The organism is Allobosea sp. CCNWLY174 (assembly GCF_037120455.1).
Classification (GTDB): Bacteria; Pseudomonadota; Alphaproteobacteria; order Rhizobiales; family Beijerinckiaceae; genus Allobosea; species Allobosea lupini.
Window position 1 is genome coordinate 1,103,238 of the sequence record NZ_JBBBBQ010000001.1, and the last position, 13,158, is coordinate 1,116,395.

Genomic DNA, 13,158 nt, shown 5'->3' on the forward strand with positions numbered 1-13,158 from the left:
GACGCCGCGCAAATTTCCTTCGCGCGGCGTGAGAACCTCACTGCGTCAGACTGACCCGGACGCTCTCGCCCTCTTCCTGGGTCGCGCGCTGCAGCGTCGCCTTGGCCTCGTCCACCTGGCGCTGGCGGTTCCAAAGCGCGGCGTAGACGCCGTCGGCGGTGAGCAGGTCGCGGTGATGGCCGCGCTCGACGATCACGCCCTTGTCGAGGACGATGATCTCGTCGGCGTTGACCACGGTCGAGAGCCGGTGGGCGATCACCAGCGTGGTGCGGCCCTCGCTGACCCGGTCGAGCGCGTCCTGGATCTCCTTTTCGGTGAAGGAATCGAGCGCCGAGGTCGCCTCGTCGAGCACCAGCACCGGCGGGCCCTTCAGGATGGTGCGGGCGATGGCGACGCGCTGCTTCTCGCCGCCCGAGAGCTTGAGGCCGCGCTCGCCGACCGAGGTCTGGTAGCCTTCCGGCAGCGATTTGATGAAGCGGTCGATCTGGGCGAGGCGCGCCGCGTCCTCGATCTCGGCCTGCGTCGCCTCGGGTCGACCATAGCGCAGATTGTATTCGATGGTGTCGTTGAACAGCACCGTGTCCTGAGGGACCATGCCGATCGCCGAGCGCAGGCTGACCTGCTGCACCGCGGCGATGTCCTGGCCGTCGATGAGGATGCGGCCGCGTTGCGGCTCGTAGAAGCGGAACAGCAGGCGCGAGATCGTCGACTTGCCGGCGCCCGAGGGGCCGACGATCGCGATGGTCTTGCCGGCGGGCACCTCGAAGGAGACCCCGCGCAGGATCGGCCGCTCCGGCACATAGGCGAAATGGACATCCTCGAAGGTGACGGTGCCGGCGTGGACGTCGAGCGCCGGAGCCCCCGGCCGATCCTGGATCTCCGGATCGCGGCCGATCAGCGAGAACATCTGCTCGATGTCGAGCGTCGCCTGCTTGATCTCGCGGTAGACGGTGCCCATGAAGTTCAGGGGTATGTAGAGCTGGATCAGCATGGCGTTGATCAGCACGAAATCGCCGACCGTGTTTGTGCCGGCCTGGAAGCCGCGCACGCACATCACCATCGAGATGGTGAGGCCCGCCGCGAAGATCGCGGCCTGGCCGAAGTTCAGCCAGGCGAGCGAGGTGTAGGCCTTGATCGAGTTGCGCTCATAGCGCGCCATGGAGAGATCGTAGCGCGCCGTCTCGCGCGCCTCGGCGCCGAAATACTTCACCGTCTCATAGTTGAGCAGCGAGTCGATCGCCTTGGCGTTTGCGTCGGTATCGGACTCGTTCATCTGGGCGCGGATGGCGATGCGCCATTCGGTGGCCTTGATGGTGTAGGCCATGTAGCCCACCACCATCACGACCAGCACGACGACATAGCGCCAGTCGAACAGCCAAAGCAGCACGGTGATGATCAGTGTGACCTCGATGATCACCGGCACGAGCTGGTTCAGGCCGAGGCGGACCATCTCCTCGATGCCGTTGCGGCCGCGCTCGAGCACCCGCGTCAGGCCGCCGGTCTTGCGCTCGAGATGGAAGCGCAGCGAGAGATGGTGGAGATGGCCGAAGGTCTGCAGCGCCAGCGTTCGCACCGCATGCATGAAGACCGGCGCGAAGATCGCGTCGCGCAGCTGCACGAAGGCGGCCGAGCCGACGCGGGCAAAACCGTAGATCACCGTCAGCGCCAACGGTGCGCCGACGAGGAAGGGCAGCCAGTTCGACAGCGAGGTCGGGTTGTTGGCGAGCGCATCCGTCGCCCACTTGAAGGTGAAGGGCACGCCCATCAGCACGAGCCGACCGATCACCAGCAGCACGAAGGCAGCGACGACGCGCTGGCGCAGATCGGCCCGCTCCGGCGGCCAGAGATAGGGCCAGAGCGCCTGGAACGTTGCGATGAAGCCGGAGCCGGGCTGGAGCACGGCTTGGCGCGCGAGGGGCGCCGGAACCGGCGTAGCAGGCGAGGACATTGAAATGCTTCCAAATGGAACCGCCGATATAGGCGGATTCTCCGGGGAATGCAGGGGGCGGGAGATGAAATTGCCGAAGTCGCTTTTGCGATGATGCTAGTAGCAGTGTCCTCTCGGACGCAGCGAAGCGGAAATCCGGGACCCACTCCGGAGCTTTTCCGAAAGAGGTTCCGGAATGGGTACCGGGTCTCCCTTCGGTCGCCCGGGACGACCAGCGCTTGATCTTGAAGCCGATCAGCGTGTGGCGACGCCATTCTTCCAGATGATATCGGCCCTGCGACTGCCTTCGACAACCAGCCGCGCATTGGGCAGGTCGTTGCCCTCGACCCAGGCGCGCGCCGCCTCCTCGCTGCGACCGAGATCGGTCCAGCGCGCGAGCAGACGGCGCTCCAGTTCGGCGATCGGCACGTCGATGAAGAGCGTCAGGTCGAAGAGCGGCGCGAGCTCCGACCATGGCGCTCGGTCGACCAGAAGGTAGTTGCCCTCGACCAGTACGAAACGCGCATCGGCCGGTATGATGGCCGCGCCAGCGCGGGCAAGATCGGCCTGGCGATCGAAGACCGGCACCGCCACATCCCCCTCGCCCGAGCGAATGCGCCGCAACGTCACTTTAAGCCCGGCGCAGTCGAAGGTCTGCGGTGCGCCCTTGCAGTCACGCAGGCCCATCGCGTCAAGCACGGCATTGTCGAAATGAAAGCCGTCCATCGGCACCAGCGCCGCTTCGCCGGCTGGCAGCGCTGCGAGCAGATGCTCGCTCAACGTCGACTTGCCAGCCCCCGGAGCACCGGCGAGCCCAATGACGACGCGGCGCCGGTCACCGGCCCGCTCGACGATCCTGGCAGCGACATCTTCGGCAGTTTGCATGGTCACAAGCCCGGAATCTCCGCTCCCCCGCCGCAGGATCGGCGACGTCCGCGCCGTCTGCAACCGGACGCCGGCGCCATGAACCGGCACCGATCAGGCCTTGTTCTCGTCGCAACTGCGATGTCAGATTGGCCTAAAGCCTTTAAGGGCTGAAGCCTGGAGAAGACGCTCATGATGCTTCGACGCATTCTTCCCGCCGCTTGCGCACTCGCGCTGCTGCCGATCGTGCCGGCGCTGGCGCAATCGCGCCCGCCGGCACAGATCAAGATCACCAATGCCCGTACCGTGCCGCTCGAGTCGCTGGAGATCACCACCACGGGTGAGCAGGCCCGGCTCGTCGGCAAGCTCGCCAAGCCGCTGGCTCCCGGCAAGAGCGCCATGGTCAAGCTCAACAAGCCGGCCGGCTGCAGCTACTATCTGCTCGGCAAGTTCAGCGACGAGAGCGAGAGCGACAATGACGGCATCGACCTCTGCAAGGAGAAGTCGCTGCGCCTGACGGAGTGACCCTTCACCTTCTCCCCACCAATCTCGGGCCTGCCCGAGATTGGCAGCTTTGGATGCGCATGTCGGAAACATCCGACATGCGGCGGGAGAAGGTGGCAGCGCGAAGCGCTGACGGATGAGGGAAGGAAAGGGCCGGTCGACAACCGGCTCACCCAGTCGAACCACCCTCATCCCCGGCCGGACCTTCTCCCCCGGGGGGAGAAGGAGGCTGACTATGCCGTCGCGCCTTCGCGCATCAGCTTGTAAGTGATCGAATCGACCAGTGCCTGGAACGAGGCATCGATGATGTTGGCGCTGACGCCGACCGTGGTCCAGCGCTCGCCGGTCTCGTCGGCGGATTCGATCAGGACGCGGGTGACAGCGTCGGTGCCGCCCTGGAAGACGCGGACCTTGTAGTCGACCAGCCTCAGGCCACCGATCAGCGACTGGTAGCGGCCGAGATCCTTGCGCAAGGCGAGGTCGAGCGCGTTGACCGGGCCGAGCGCGCTTTCGGCGACCGAGATCAGCGATTCCTCGCCGACCTTCACCTTGACGATCGCCTCCGAGAAGGTGACGAGCTCGCCCAGCGCGTTGTAGCGGCGCTCGACATTGGCGGTGAAGCGCTCGATCTCGAAATAATCAGGCAATTCGCCGAGGATGCGCTTGGCAAGCAGGTAGAACGAGGCGTCGGCGCCCTCGAAGGCATAACCCTGTGCCTCCTTCTCCTTCAGCTCCTCCAGCACGCGCGAGAGCCGCGGATCGTCGCGGCCGATGGTGACGCCGATGCGCTCCAGCTCGGCGACGAGGTTCGACTTGCCGCCCTGGTCGGAAACCAGGACTTTCCGGACATTGCCGACCAGATCGGGCGCGACATGCTCGTAGGTGCGCGGGTCCTTCAGCACGGCCGAGGCGTGGATGCCGGCCTTGGTGGCGAAGGCCGAGGCGCCGACGAAGGGGGCGTGCCGGTTCGGCGCGCGGTTCAGCATCTCGTCGAGCGCGCGCGAGACATGGGTGAGCTCGCCGAGCTCGGCCTCGCCGACACCGAGCGCGAAGCGGCGGTTGTAGCGCTCCTTCAGCTTCAGCGCGCCGATCAGCGTGACGAGATTGGCGTTGCCGCAGCGCTCGCCGAGCCCGTTCAGCGTGCCTTGGATCTGGCGAACGCCGGCCTCGACCGCGGCGAGCGAGTTGGCGACGGCGCAGCCGCAATCGTCATGGGCGTGGATGCCGAGATAATCGCCGGGCACAACCTTCGCGACCTCGGCGACGATCCGTCCGACCTCGTCCGGCAGCGTGCCGCCATTGGTGTCGCAGAGCACGACCCAGCGCGCGCCGGCTTCATAGGCGGTGCGGGCGCAGGCGAGCGCATAGTCGGGATTGGCCTTGTAGCCATCGAAGAAATGCTCGCAATCGAGCATCACCTCGCGGCCGGCCGCCCTCGCGGTGGCGACGCTGTCGCGGATGCCGTCGAGATTGTCCTCCAAGGAGATCTCGAGCGCGACATGGACGTGATAGTCCCAGCTCTTGGCGACGAAGACGATCGCGTCGGCCTTCGCATCGAGCAGCGCGGCGATGCCAGGGTCGTTCGAGGCCGAGCGCCCTGCCCGCTTGGTCATGCCGAAGGCGGCGAACTTGGCGCGCTGCGTCGGCTTCTGCGCGAAGAAGGCCGTATCGAGCGGATTGGCTCCGGGATAACCGCCCTCGACATAGTCGATGCCGAGCTTGTCGAGCAGGCCGGCGACCGCGCGCTTGTCGTCGAGCGAGAAATCGACGCCCGTGGTCTGGGCGCCGTCGCGCAGCGTCGTGTCGAAAAGGTGGATGCGGGCGAGCGTCACCTCGCCAGCCTTGCGCGGCGCGGCTTCGGCCACTGGAGCGGGGGCTGCGGCGCTCATCGCCTCACCCGCAACCGGTAACGCAACACCTTCGGCATCACCATGGCGAGCATGACGAGCTTCATCGCGATCGAGAGCGAACCACGCTTGCGGATCTTCGGAGCCTCGGTGGTCATTGTTCTTGGTCTTCTTTCAAAACAGCCGGCAGGGGTCGCAGGTCGACAGGCGTATCGGGGTCGATCTCGCCGATCATCGCCGGCTTGAGATCATAGATGCCGGCAATGGCTTCGAGCGCGGCCGGGGCATCGAGATTGACGCCCCATAACGCCATGGTCCGGGCAAAGGCGCGGGTCGTCATAAAAGTGACCGGGTAATCGACTTCGAGGAACAGGTTCGGGACCTTGCGGTCCTCGTAGAGCACGACGGCGGAGGAGGTTTCGTCGGGCCGCCAGAAGTCGACGAATTCGCGCAGCGCAAGCTCGCCGGAATTGCGCAGGCTCGCCTTTAGACGTGCCTCCTCCTCGAGCGAGCGCTCGCGCGCCCTGAGCGAACGGATGCCTTCGCCGATCACGGTCGGCACGCGCAGGAGTGCCATGCCTTCGCTCTCGATCCAGTTGCGGATCTCGATCGCGAAGGGTTTGGTCTCATCGCCGACCAGCTCGTCCTCGACACGATCGACCAGCACGATGCGGCGGTTCAGCCGCGGCAGCATGGCGAGCAGCCCAGCCGCAGCCAGACGCAGGACCGGCCCCGCATCGGCAATGATGATCGGCTCACGTGAGGCGGGAGTCATCACCGCTTCACCTCCCAGCTGGTCGTCAACTCGCCGGTCGCCGGGTCCTTGCCGTCCATGAGCACGATGCCCATCGCCACAAGCTCGTCGCGAAGGCGATCGGATTCGGCGAAGTTCTTCGCCTTGCGGGCAGCGAGGCGGGCGGCGATCAAGGCCTCGACCTTCGTGCGCAAGGCATCATCGATCGCGGCCACGGGCAGCTCCGGCAAGCCGATGCCGAGCAGCGCGAGGCTCGCTTTCAGGCTGGCGTGATCACCGGCCTTGCGCAGGGCATGCAGTTCGGCGAGCACCTGCGAGGTGTTTAGATCATCCGCCAGCGCTTCGATCACGCCGGCAGGAACCTGCCCTGCTTCAGCGTCTCCTGCAGCCACGGCCCAGTCGGCCAGCGTCCTTTCCGCCTCCTCCAGCGCCTTCACCGTCCAGTCGATCGGCTGGCGGTAATGGGTCTTGAGCATGGCGAGACGCAGCACCTCGCCGGGCCATGTCCGACCGCCGAAGCTCTCGGTCGCCAGCAGCTCGTTGATGGTGACGAAGTTGCCGAGCGACTTCGACATCTTCTCGCCTTCGACCTGCAGGAAGCCGTTGTGCATCCAGTAGTTTGCCATGCGCGCAGCACCGCCGGCCGCACCGAAGGCGCAGCAGCTCTGGGCGAGCTCGTTCTCGTGATGCGGGAAGACGAGATCGATCCCGCCGCCATGAACGTCGAAGACGTTCCTGGCGGGATCGTCGCATTGCAGGCCGCCGCCGAACGGCTCGAGCAGCGCCTTCATCGACATGGCCGAGCACTCGATGTGCCAGCCGGGGCGGCCGGGCGTGGCGATGCCAGCCGGTGACGGCCAGCCCGGATCGATCCCGGCGCGGCTCGGCTTCCACAGCACGAAATCCATCGGATCCCTTTTGTAGGGAGCGACATCCACTCGTGCTCCAGCCACCATCTCGTCGAGCGAGCGGCGGGCGAGCGAGCCGTAGCGCGGCGCGTCCTTCAGCCCGGCGACGGCCGGGACATAGAAGAGCACATGCTCCTCGGCGACATAGGCGACACCGCGGGCGATCAGGCGCTCGATGATCGCCTTCATCTCCTCGATGTGGCCGGTGGCGCGCGGCTCGTCGTCGGGGCGCAGGTTGCCGAGCGCATCGACATCGGCGTGAAACTGCGCCGTCGTCGTCTGCGTGACCTTCGCGATCGCCTCGTTCAGCGGCAGGTCGGGAAAATCGCGCGCGGCGCGGGCGTTGATCTTGTCATCGACGTCGGTGAGGTTGCGCGCATAGCGGACATGACCCTCGCCATAGACGTGCCGCAGCAGCCGGTAGAGCACGTCGAAGACGATGACCGGCCGGGCATTGCCGATATGAGCATAGTCATAGACCGTCGGGCCGCAGACATACATGCGCACGTTCTGGGGATCGACGGGGGTAAAGACCTCCTTCGTCCGCGTGAGCGTGTTGTAGAGCCTGAGGGTCGGCTGCATCGAAGTGGTATCCTGACGAGAAGGCGACAAAAACGGCTTATCCTGGCCGCTGGCCGGGGCGCTGTCTGTCTTTTCGTTGGGACGAGGACGTGAGCAGCCGGCCAGCGAAAGCTAGCGGCAAATAATGCAGGTAATGGCGAGGGCTCGCGTCATCCTGCCGTGATGCCTGTCATGTACGCTTACGTCAAGTGGCAGCTTGGCAACGCCTGCGCGCCATCGCCCTGCCCTCCCGCGATTTCTGCCCTCATCGCCGCAATGCCGCCACAAGCGGAAGACGGTTTGCGCGCAACCAAGATTGCCGAGGTTCACGCAGTCTTAACCATTTGGAACCAATTTGACATGTCGAAGGTTCAGCCCCGGTCGGGTCTCAGGGACAATATCATGCGCCGCGCCGTCGCTCTGGTCGGGCTCTTCGGAATCATCGGTGCGGGGATGTCGCTGGCGCTGCTGCCTGCGACCGGAACCGTCGCCGCCCCCAAGGCCGAGCGCACCTATCTGATCCCGGCCGGAGACGGCTACGGCGTCGCCGATTGCATTTCCAGCAAGTCCGAATGCGGCCAGATCGTCGCCGACGCCTGGTGCGAGTCGCAAGGCCATCGTGCCGCCACCGCCTATGGTCTCGCCAAGCCGGAAGACTTCACCGGCTCGACGCCGCGCCAAGCCAGCGCTCCCGTGGCCGAGCAGCCGCTGGCGATCACCTGCGGGGGCTAATCCCGACGGGCGAGATTTTCCCGGATTGACGCAAGCCGTATGCTTGGCCGCCGTGGATGTTCCCCGGCTGCATCGGGGATCACCGGCCCATGATCCGTCCAGCGCTCATCGCCATCTTCGCCTTGGCGACACTGCTGCCGGCCGAGGCCTTCGAGGGCCGCTATCGGACGGTCGGCGGCAGCATGACGATCCGCCCGGCCGGCGCCGGCATGCTCAAGGTCGATGCCGAGATCGGCAGCCGGAGCTGCGTCGGCGTCATCTCGGCTCGCGGCCGGCCCCAGGGTGACCGGCTCGTCGCCGAAGCAACGGAATATGGTGAGATCTGCCGCCTCGACATTCGCCGCAGGGGCCGCGCCCTCACGGTGACGGAAAGCGGCGCCTGCACACCGTTCCACGGCGCGAACTGCAACTACACCGGCACCTACACGCCTCGTTAGATCGGACCGGCCAAACCCGCCTCACTTCACCCATTCGGAGCATTTCGGTACGTCGCCCATCCCGCCCCAGGGCATGATCGGCACGCTCGAGGTCGAGTTCTGCGGCGAGCCGTCGATCAGCTTGTCGGTGTAGACCATGTAGATCAGCACGTTGCGCTTGGTATCGCATCCACGCACGATCTGCATCTTCTTCCAGATCAGCGAGCGGCGCTCGCGGAAGACGACGTCGCCCTGCGAGAACTTCTCCTTGATCTTCACCGGACCGACCTGGCGGCAGGCGAGCGAGACCTCCGAGACCTCCTCGGCGACGCCGAACATGCCGGAAACGCCGCCCTTCTCAGGAACGGTGTAATGGCAGGCGACGCCCTCGACGACCGGGTCGTCGACGCCGTAGACCGCGAGCTTGTCGTCCGGGGTCAGCATCTTCCAGACCGTCGACTTCCTGAAGATCAGGTCCTCCTGCGCCACGGCCGGCGCAGCGACGCCGGCGAGCGCGAGAAGAGACGAGAGGGCGAGAAGACAATGACGAAAGCTCATCCAGATTCTCCCAGAGCGTTCCCGAGGGACGGCGGGCAGGATATGGGATGGCGCGCGGTCCCGCACCAGTGCAGGCGTCAGCAATCCTCGAACGACACGACAGGGCGACCACCATGCTGCCGGTGCTGGAAACCGAGCGCCTCCTGCTGAAGCCGCGAACCGCGACCGATCTCGCCTTCATCGCCACGCTCAACGCCGACCCGCAGGTGATGCGCCATATCGCGGCGATCGGGGACCCCGCGATGGGGCGCGAGGGCGTCGCAGCGCGCAGCTTCCTGCATGTCGAGCGCGGGCTCGGCTACTGGACAGTGTTCGCCCGTACCGACGAAAGCGGACCGCTCGGCTATGTCGGGCTCATTCCGGATGGCGACGACCCGGAACAGGCGCAGGTCAGCTATCGTTTCGCCACGCGCCATTGGGGACAGGGTTTCGCCCGGGAGGCAGTCAGCCGGCTGCTCCGCCATGCCTTCGAGACGCTCGACCTGCCCGAGACCCTGATTGTCACGCATCCGCAGAACGTCGCATCGCTGCAACTCGCCGCTCGGCTCGGCTTCGAAGCCGACAAGACGCGGGACGCGCCGAGCATCGGCGATCCACCGGTACCGGCCGCCTGCTTCCGCCAGGATCGGGCCGCCTGGCGAAACGCCGCTCAGGCCACGATCGGCTTGAACGCCAGGTAGTAGGCCGCGATCGCGCCGATGAAGCCAAGCCCTGTCAGGACGAGCTTCAGCCGGGTGAAGCCGCTGGCGATGGCAACGGTGCCGTCGTCGAGGGTCGGGAACCGATCGAGGAGGCGGGCGATGGCGAGGTTCTCGACGATGTCGCAGAGCCCGCCGAAGAGCCAGCCGCCGCCGCACAGGGCCGCCACCCACCAGGGATAGCCGCGCATCGACAGGCCGGTGATGATCAACGCGCCGACGACCGTATAGACAAGCGCGAAGGCGAGGTCGGCCGGGAGCAGCTTGTTGCGATAAATGGCGCGGCGCTCGGGACCATAGAGCGAGAACAGCTTCTCGACGTCGTCCTTGGTGAAACCGTCGAGATCGCTCTCCAGCGCCCGGTCGACCTTGAGGCTGCGCGCCCAGAGCCAGGAGAGCAGCAGCGTCAGCACGACCAGCGCCGGCCCCCAGAAGAAGAAGCCGAGCGGAATCAAGGTGGAGTAGAAGGTCGGAAGGTCTTCCATCATGGCTCGCTCCGGCGTCGTGCGCCGAACCTAGCTCGCCTCGCGCGCCAGCGCCACGGCTTCGCGCAGAACCTGTTCATCGCCGATCTGGTTAGCGAGGATCAGGACGAGGCGGGCATTGAGCGCGGCGCTTGCACGCTCATCGAGGTCGCGATGCGCCTGGGCGAGCAGGCGAAAGGCGGCGTCGGGATCGGCGAAGCGCGATTCGCGCGCGAGCCTGCTCGCTGGCGCCATGGTGGCCGCTGCATTCATCCCCTGCCCTCCATCCGCGCGAGCGCGGCTTCGATCGCGGCCCGATTCGGCTCGCGGAACCGAGCAGCGACATGCCCGTCCGGCCGCAGCAGCACGGCTGCACCCTGCTCCAGGGCATAACGCTGGCGCAGGGTGCCATCGCTGGAAGCCGGCTCGATCGCGAGGACCCTGGCGGGCGCAATCTCTGCCGCGCCCTCACCGATCAGGATCGCCTGCCCGGCCGCAAAGGCCTCGCTCAGCCAAGTATGGGAACCACCGGCCAGCGGCGCATCGAGGAAGGGCGCACCCGGCAGCAGGCCGTCGTCCCAATCCTCTTCGTCACTCGACGGTGCCGAGCCGGCATAGGCGCTGGCCACCGAAAGCCGGCCGGAATTGACGAAGCGCTTGGCGAAGCCGGTCAGGGGCGCGAGCGAAAGCGCCGCCTCGCGCAGCAGGCGCTCGCCGGGGGAGCGTGGCGCGATGAAATCGGTCGCGCGCGTGGAGTTCAGGATGTTCTCGTCTGCGGCGGCGACGCGCTCGCTGTCATAGCTGTCTAGCAACGAGGCAGGGCTGTTGCCCTGCACGATCAGCGCGAGCTTCCAGCCGAGATTGTCGGCGTCCTGGATACCGGAATTGGCGCCGCGCGCGCCAAAGGGCGAGACCTGATGAGCGGCGTCGCCGGCGAAGACCACGCGGCCGTGCAGGAATCTGTCGAGCCGGCGGCACTGGAAGCGGTAGACCGAGACCCATTCCAGCGCGAAATCGGCATGGCCGAGCATGCGCTCGATCCGGGGCCGCACGATCTCCGGCTGCTTCTCATGCTCGGGATCGGCATCGGGGCCGAGCTGCAGGTCGATGCGCCAGATATCGTCCGGCTGCTTGTGCAGCAGCGCCGACTGGCCGGAATGAAAAGGCGGATCGAACCAGAACCAGCGCTCTGTCGGGAACGGCGCGGTCATCTTCACATCGGCGATGAGGAAGCGGTCCTCGAAAGCCTCGCCGCGGAATTCCAGGCCGAGCAGGCCGCGCGTCGGCGAGCGCGCGCCGTCGCAGGCGACGAGCCAGTCGGCGTGCAGGGAATAATCGCCTTCCGGGGTGGCGATTGTGAGCCGCGCCCCGTCCTCGCGGTTGTCGAGACCGCTGAGACGGTTGTTCCAGCGCAGATCGACCAGCGGCTCGGCCAGAACAGCGTCGACCAGTGCCGCCTCGACATAGAATTGCTGGAGATTGATGAAGGCCGGCTGCTTGTGGCCGCCCTCGGGCAGGAGGTCGAACTCGTAGAGCTCGGCCTCACCACGAAAGACCCTGCCCTTTTGCCAGGTGACGCCCTTCTCGACCATCGCCTGCGCCAGTCCGAGCCGATCGAAGATCTCGAGCGTGCGCTTGGCGAAGCAGATGGCGCGCGAGCCCTCGCCGATCCGATCGGCATCGTCGATCAGCACGACCGGGACCTGCCGGCGTGCCAGATCGAGCGCCAAGGTCAGCCCGACCGGGCCGGCACCGACGATGACGACCGGATGCCGGGCGGGCGTTGCCGCGTCCTGATCCGCGCTGCGGCGATAGGCGAACTGGCGGAAGGGCTGCATGCGCTGACGCCTCAGCCCCTGAGGTCCAGCCACATCTGGCGGTCGCGCTCGTCGGTCCAGATGCGCGGATGGTCGAGGCCGCCAGCCTCGTCATAGGCGCGGGTGACGTTGAAGGGCAGGCAGTGCTCGAAGATCACCCAGTCGCCATAGGCCGGCTTCAGCGTTTCGTGGACCCGCTCAAAGGTTTCGCGCAGCGAGCGGCCGGCGGCGACATGGCCTTTAACCGCCTCGTAGAGGTCGGTGAGGAAGGCGCGCGTGCCCTTGATGCCGTCGGCGACCATCGCCCGGTTGGTCAGCGCCGCGCCGCGGCCCGGCACCATCGCAGCGGGAGCAAAGGCGGCGAGCGCGTCCAGCGTCGTCGGCCAGTCGGTGAAATGAGCGTCGCCGCAATAGGGCGTCGCCCCGTATTCGACGAGGTCGCCGGCGAAGATCACATTGGTGTCGGGCATCCAGGCGACGATGTCGCCGGCGGTGTGGCCGCGCCCAAGCTTCATCAGCCGGACCTCGCGCTTGCCGAGCCAGATCGAGGCGTTGTGCGAGAAGGTCGTGGTCGGCCAGGTCAGGCCGGGGCCGATCGAATCGGCGCCCTGGAACAGCCGCGGGAAGCGGCCGATCTCGCTCGCCTTGTCCTCCTCGCCGCGCTCGACGATCATCGCCCGCGCCGCATCCGAGCAGACGATCTCCTTCGCGCCATAGGCGGGCGCACCGAGGACGCGCACGGCGTGGTAATGCGAGAGCACGACATGGCTGACCGGCTTGTCGGTGACCTCGCGCACTTTTCCGATGACGCGCTCGGCCATGGTCGGCGTCGCCTGCGCGTCGAAGACGAGCACGCTGTCGTCGCCGACGACGATGCCGCTATTGGGGTCGCCCTCGGCGGTATAGGCGTAGACGCCCTTGCCGATCTCCTCGAACGATACGGTCTTTTCGCCGAGATCGGCGGTGGAGGCGAAAGCGGGGGAGGACATTGGGCAACCTCGTAAACGTGTTGATACTGACGTCATGCTCGGGCTTGACCCGAGCATCTCAGGCCGCGAGAGGCTCCAGTCCGGGCCCTACTCGCCAGGAGATTCTCGGGTCTGCGCTT

14 protein-coding genes are annotated in these 13,158 nt (G+C 66.5%); 4 read left to right on the forward strand and 10 right to left on the reverse strand.

The genetic code is table 11. The features are described 5' to 3' along the window. Positions 1 to 37: 37 nt before the first annotated feature. Both V7S63_RS05325 and V7S63_RS05330 read right to left on the reverse strand, forming a co-directional pair. Positions 38 to 1,948, reverse strand: a complete 1,911-nt coding sequence (locus V7S63_RS05325; protein WP_336529448.1) for an ABCB family ABC transporter ATP-binding protein/permease — start codon at positions 1,946 to 1,948, stop codon at positions 38 to 40. A gap of 234 nt (positions 1,949 to 2,182) precedes the next feature. After that, positions 2,183 to 2,812, reverse strand: coding sequence for a nucleoside triphosphate hydrolase (locus V7S63_RS05330; protein WP_336529449.1), 630 nt, complete (start codon positions 2,810 to 2,812; stop codon positions 2,183 to 2,185). Positions 2,813 to 2,983: 171 nt separating this feature from the next. Between V7S63_RS05330 and V7S63_RS05335 the strand changes: the two genes are divergently transcribed. Next, positions 2,984 to 3,316: a hypothetical protein gene (locus V7S63_RS05335; RefSeq protein ID WP_100965209.1), complete on the forward strand. Its 333-nt coding sequence runs from the start codon at positions 2,984 to 2,986 to the stop codon at positions 3,314 to 3,316. Positions 3,317 to 3,528: 212 nt separating this feature from the next. Here V7S63_RS05335 and cimA read toward each other — a convergent pair whose 3' ends face one another. The 3 genes from cimA to cysS form a co-directional block, all read right to left on the reverse strand. Next, positions 3,529 to 5,127: a citramalate synthase gene (gene cimA / locus V7S63_RS05340; RefSeq protein ID WP_336529668.1), complete on the reverse strand. Its 1,599-nt coding sequence runs from the start codon at positions 5,125 to 5,127 to the stop codon at positions 3,529 to 3,531. Positions 5,128 to 5,296: 169 nt separating this feature from the next. Continuing rightward, the gene (locus V7S63_RS05345; RefSeq protein ID WP_100965211.1) at positions 5,297 to 5,917 is read right to left on the reverse strand and encodes a hypothetical protein; all 621 of its coding nucleotides are present in this window, start codon (positions 5,915 to 5,917) and stop codon (positions 5,297 to 5,299) included. Then, positions 5,917 to 7,386, reverse strand: a complete 1,470-nt coding sequence (cysS, locus tag V7S63_RS05350; protein WP_336529450.1) for a cysteine--tRNA ligase — start codon at positions 7,384 to 7,386, stop codon at positions 5,917 to 5,919. Before cysS ends, V7S63_RS05345 begins: the two co-directional genes overlap by 1 nt. Positions 7,387 to 7,767: 381 nt before the next feature. Here cysS and V7S63_RS05355 point away from each other — a divergent pair, with 381 nt between their 5' ends. Together V7S63_RS05355 and V7S63_RS05360 are read left to right on the forward strand one after the other, a co-directional pair. Then, positions 7,768 to 8,097, forward strand: coding sequence for a hypothetical protein (locus tag V7S63_RS05355; RefSeq protein WP_091832272.1), 330 nt, complete (start codon positions 7,768 to 7,770; stop codon positions 8,095 to 8,097). 89 nt (positions 8,098 to 8,186) lie between these two features. Continuing rightward, positions 8,187 to 8,534 (forward strand): hypothetical protein, encoded by a 348-nt coding sequence (locus V7S63_RS05360; protein WP_336529451.1) that lies wholly within the window; start codon positions 8,187 to 8,189, stop codon positions 8,532 to 8,534. Between the two features lie 21 nt (positions 8,535 to 8,555). On the opposite strand, the gene V7S63_RS05365 is transcribed toward V7S63_RS05360, so the two are convergent. Further along, entirely contained in the window at positions 8,556 to 9,071 is a 516-nt protein-coding gene (locus V7S63_RS05365) for a CreA family protein (RefSeq protein WP_091830708.1), read from the reverse strand. Between the two features lie 47 nt (positions 9,072 to 9,118). Between V7S63_RS05365 and V7S63_RS05370 the strand changes: the two genes are divergently transcribed. Continuing rightward, complete coding sequence (locus V7S63_RS05370; RefSeq protein ID WP_336529452.1) at positions 9,119 to 9,751, forward strand: GNAT family N-acetyltransferase; 633 nt, start codon at positions 9,119 to 9,121, stop codon at positions 9,749 to 9,751. On the opposite strand, the gene V7S63_RS05375 is transcribed toward V7S63_RS05370, so the two are convergent. The 4 genes from V7S63_RS05375 to V7S63_RS05390 are packed head-to-tail and all read right to left on the reverse strand — an operon-like array spanning position 9,721 to position 13,039. After that, positions 9,721 to 10,257, reverse strand: coding sequence for a hypothetical protein (locus V7S63_RS05375; RefSeq protein WP_336529453.1), 537 nt, complete (start codon positions 10,255 to 10,257; stop codon positions 9,721 to 9,723). The genes V7S63_RS05370 and V7S63_RS05375 overlap by 31 nt on opposite strands. A 27-nt stretch (positions 10,258 to 10,284) precedes the next feature. After that, a complete protein-coding gene (locus V7S63_RS05380; RefSeq protein ID WP_336529454.1) occupies positions 10,285 to 10,506 on the reverse strand; it encodes a DUF2783 domain-containing protein in 222 nt (73 codons plus the stop codon). After that, on the reverse strand, positions 10,503 to 12,071 hold the full coding sequence (locus tag V7S63_RS05385) for an FAD-dependent oxidoreductase (RefSeq protein WP_336529455.1): 1,569 nt from the start codon (positions 12,069 to 12,071) through the stop codon (positions 10,503 to 10,505). Before V7S63_RS05385 ends, V7S63_RS05380 begins: the two co-directional genes overlap by 4 nt. An 11-nt stretch (positions 12,072 to 12,082) precedes the next feature. Further along, on the reverse strand, positions 12,083 to 13,039 hold the full coding sequence (locus V7S63_RS05390; RefSeq protein WP_336529456.1) for an MBL fold metallo-hydrolase: 957 nt from the start codon (positions 13,037 to 13,039) through the stop codon (positions 12,083 to 12,085). Positions 13,040 to 13,158: the final 119 nt, after the last annotated feature.

Excerpts from the sequence above, each read along its gene's own strand:
- V7S63_RS05325 (WP_336529448.1), bottom strand. The coding sequence starts at position 1,948 with ATGTCCTCGCCTGCTACGCCGGTTCCGGCGCCCCTCGCGCGCCAAGCC.
- V7S63_RS05330 (WP_336529449.1), bottom strand. The coding sequence starts at position 2,812 with ATGCAAACTGCCGAAGATGTCGCTGCCAGGATCGTCGAGCGGGCCGGT.
- V7S63_RS05335 (WP_100965209.1), top strand. The coding sequence starts at position 2,984 with ATGATGCTTCGACGCATTCTTCCCGCCGCTTGCGCACTCGCGCTGCTG.
- V7S63_RS05345 (WP_100965211.1), bottom strand. The coding sequence starts at position 5,917 with ATGACTCCCGCCTCACGTGAGCCGATCATCATTGCCGATGCGGGGCCG.
- cysS (WP_336529450.1), bottom strand. The coding sequence starts at position 7,386 with ATGCAGCCGACCCTCAGGCTCTACAACACGCTCACGCGGACGAAGGAG.
- V7S63_RS05355 (WP_091832272.1), top strand. The coding sequence starts at position 7,768 with ATGCGCCGCGCCGTCGCTCTGGTCGGGCTCTTCGGAATCATCGGTGCG.
- V7S63_RS05360 (WP_336529451.1), top strand. The coding sequence starts at position 8,187 with ATGATCCGTCCAGCGCTCATCGCCATCTTCGCCTTGGCGACACTGCTG.
- V7S63_RS05365 (WP_091830708.1), bottom strand. The coding sequence starts at position 9,071 with ATGAGCTTTCGTCATTGTCTTCTCGCCCTCTCGTCTCTTCTCGCGCTC.
- V7S63_RS05370 (WP_336529452.1), top strand. The coding sequence starts at position 9,119 with ATGGCGCGCGGTCCCGCACCAGTGCAGGCGTCAGCAATCCTCGAACGA.
- V7S63_RS05375 (WP_336529453.1), bottom strand. The coding sequence starts at position 10,257 with ATGATGGAAGACCTTCCGACCTTCTACTCCACCTTGATTCCGCTCGGC.
- V7S63_RS05380 (WP_336529454.1), bottom strand. The coding sequence starts at position 10,506 with ATGAATGCAGCGGCCACCATGGCGCCAGCGAGCAGGCTCGCGCGCGAA.
- V7S63_RS05385 (WP_336529455.1), bottom strand. The coding sequence starts at position 12,071 with ATGCAGCCCTTCCGCCAGTTCGCCTATCGCCGCAGCGCGGATCAGGAC.
- V7S63_RS05390 (WP_336529456.1), bottom strand. The coding sequence starts at position 13,039 with ATGTCCTCCCCCGCTTTCGCCTCCACCGCCGATCTCGGCGAAAAGACC.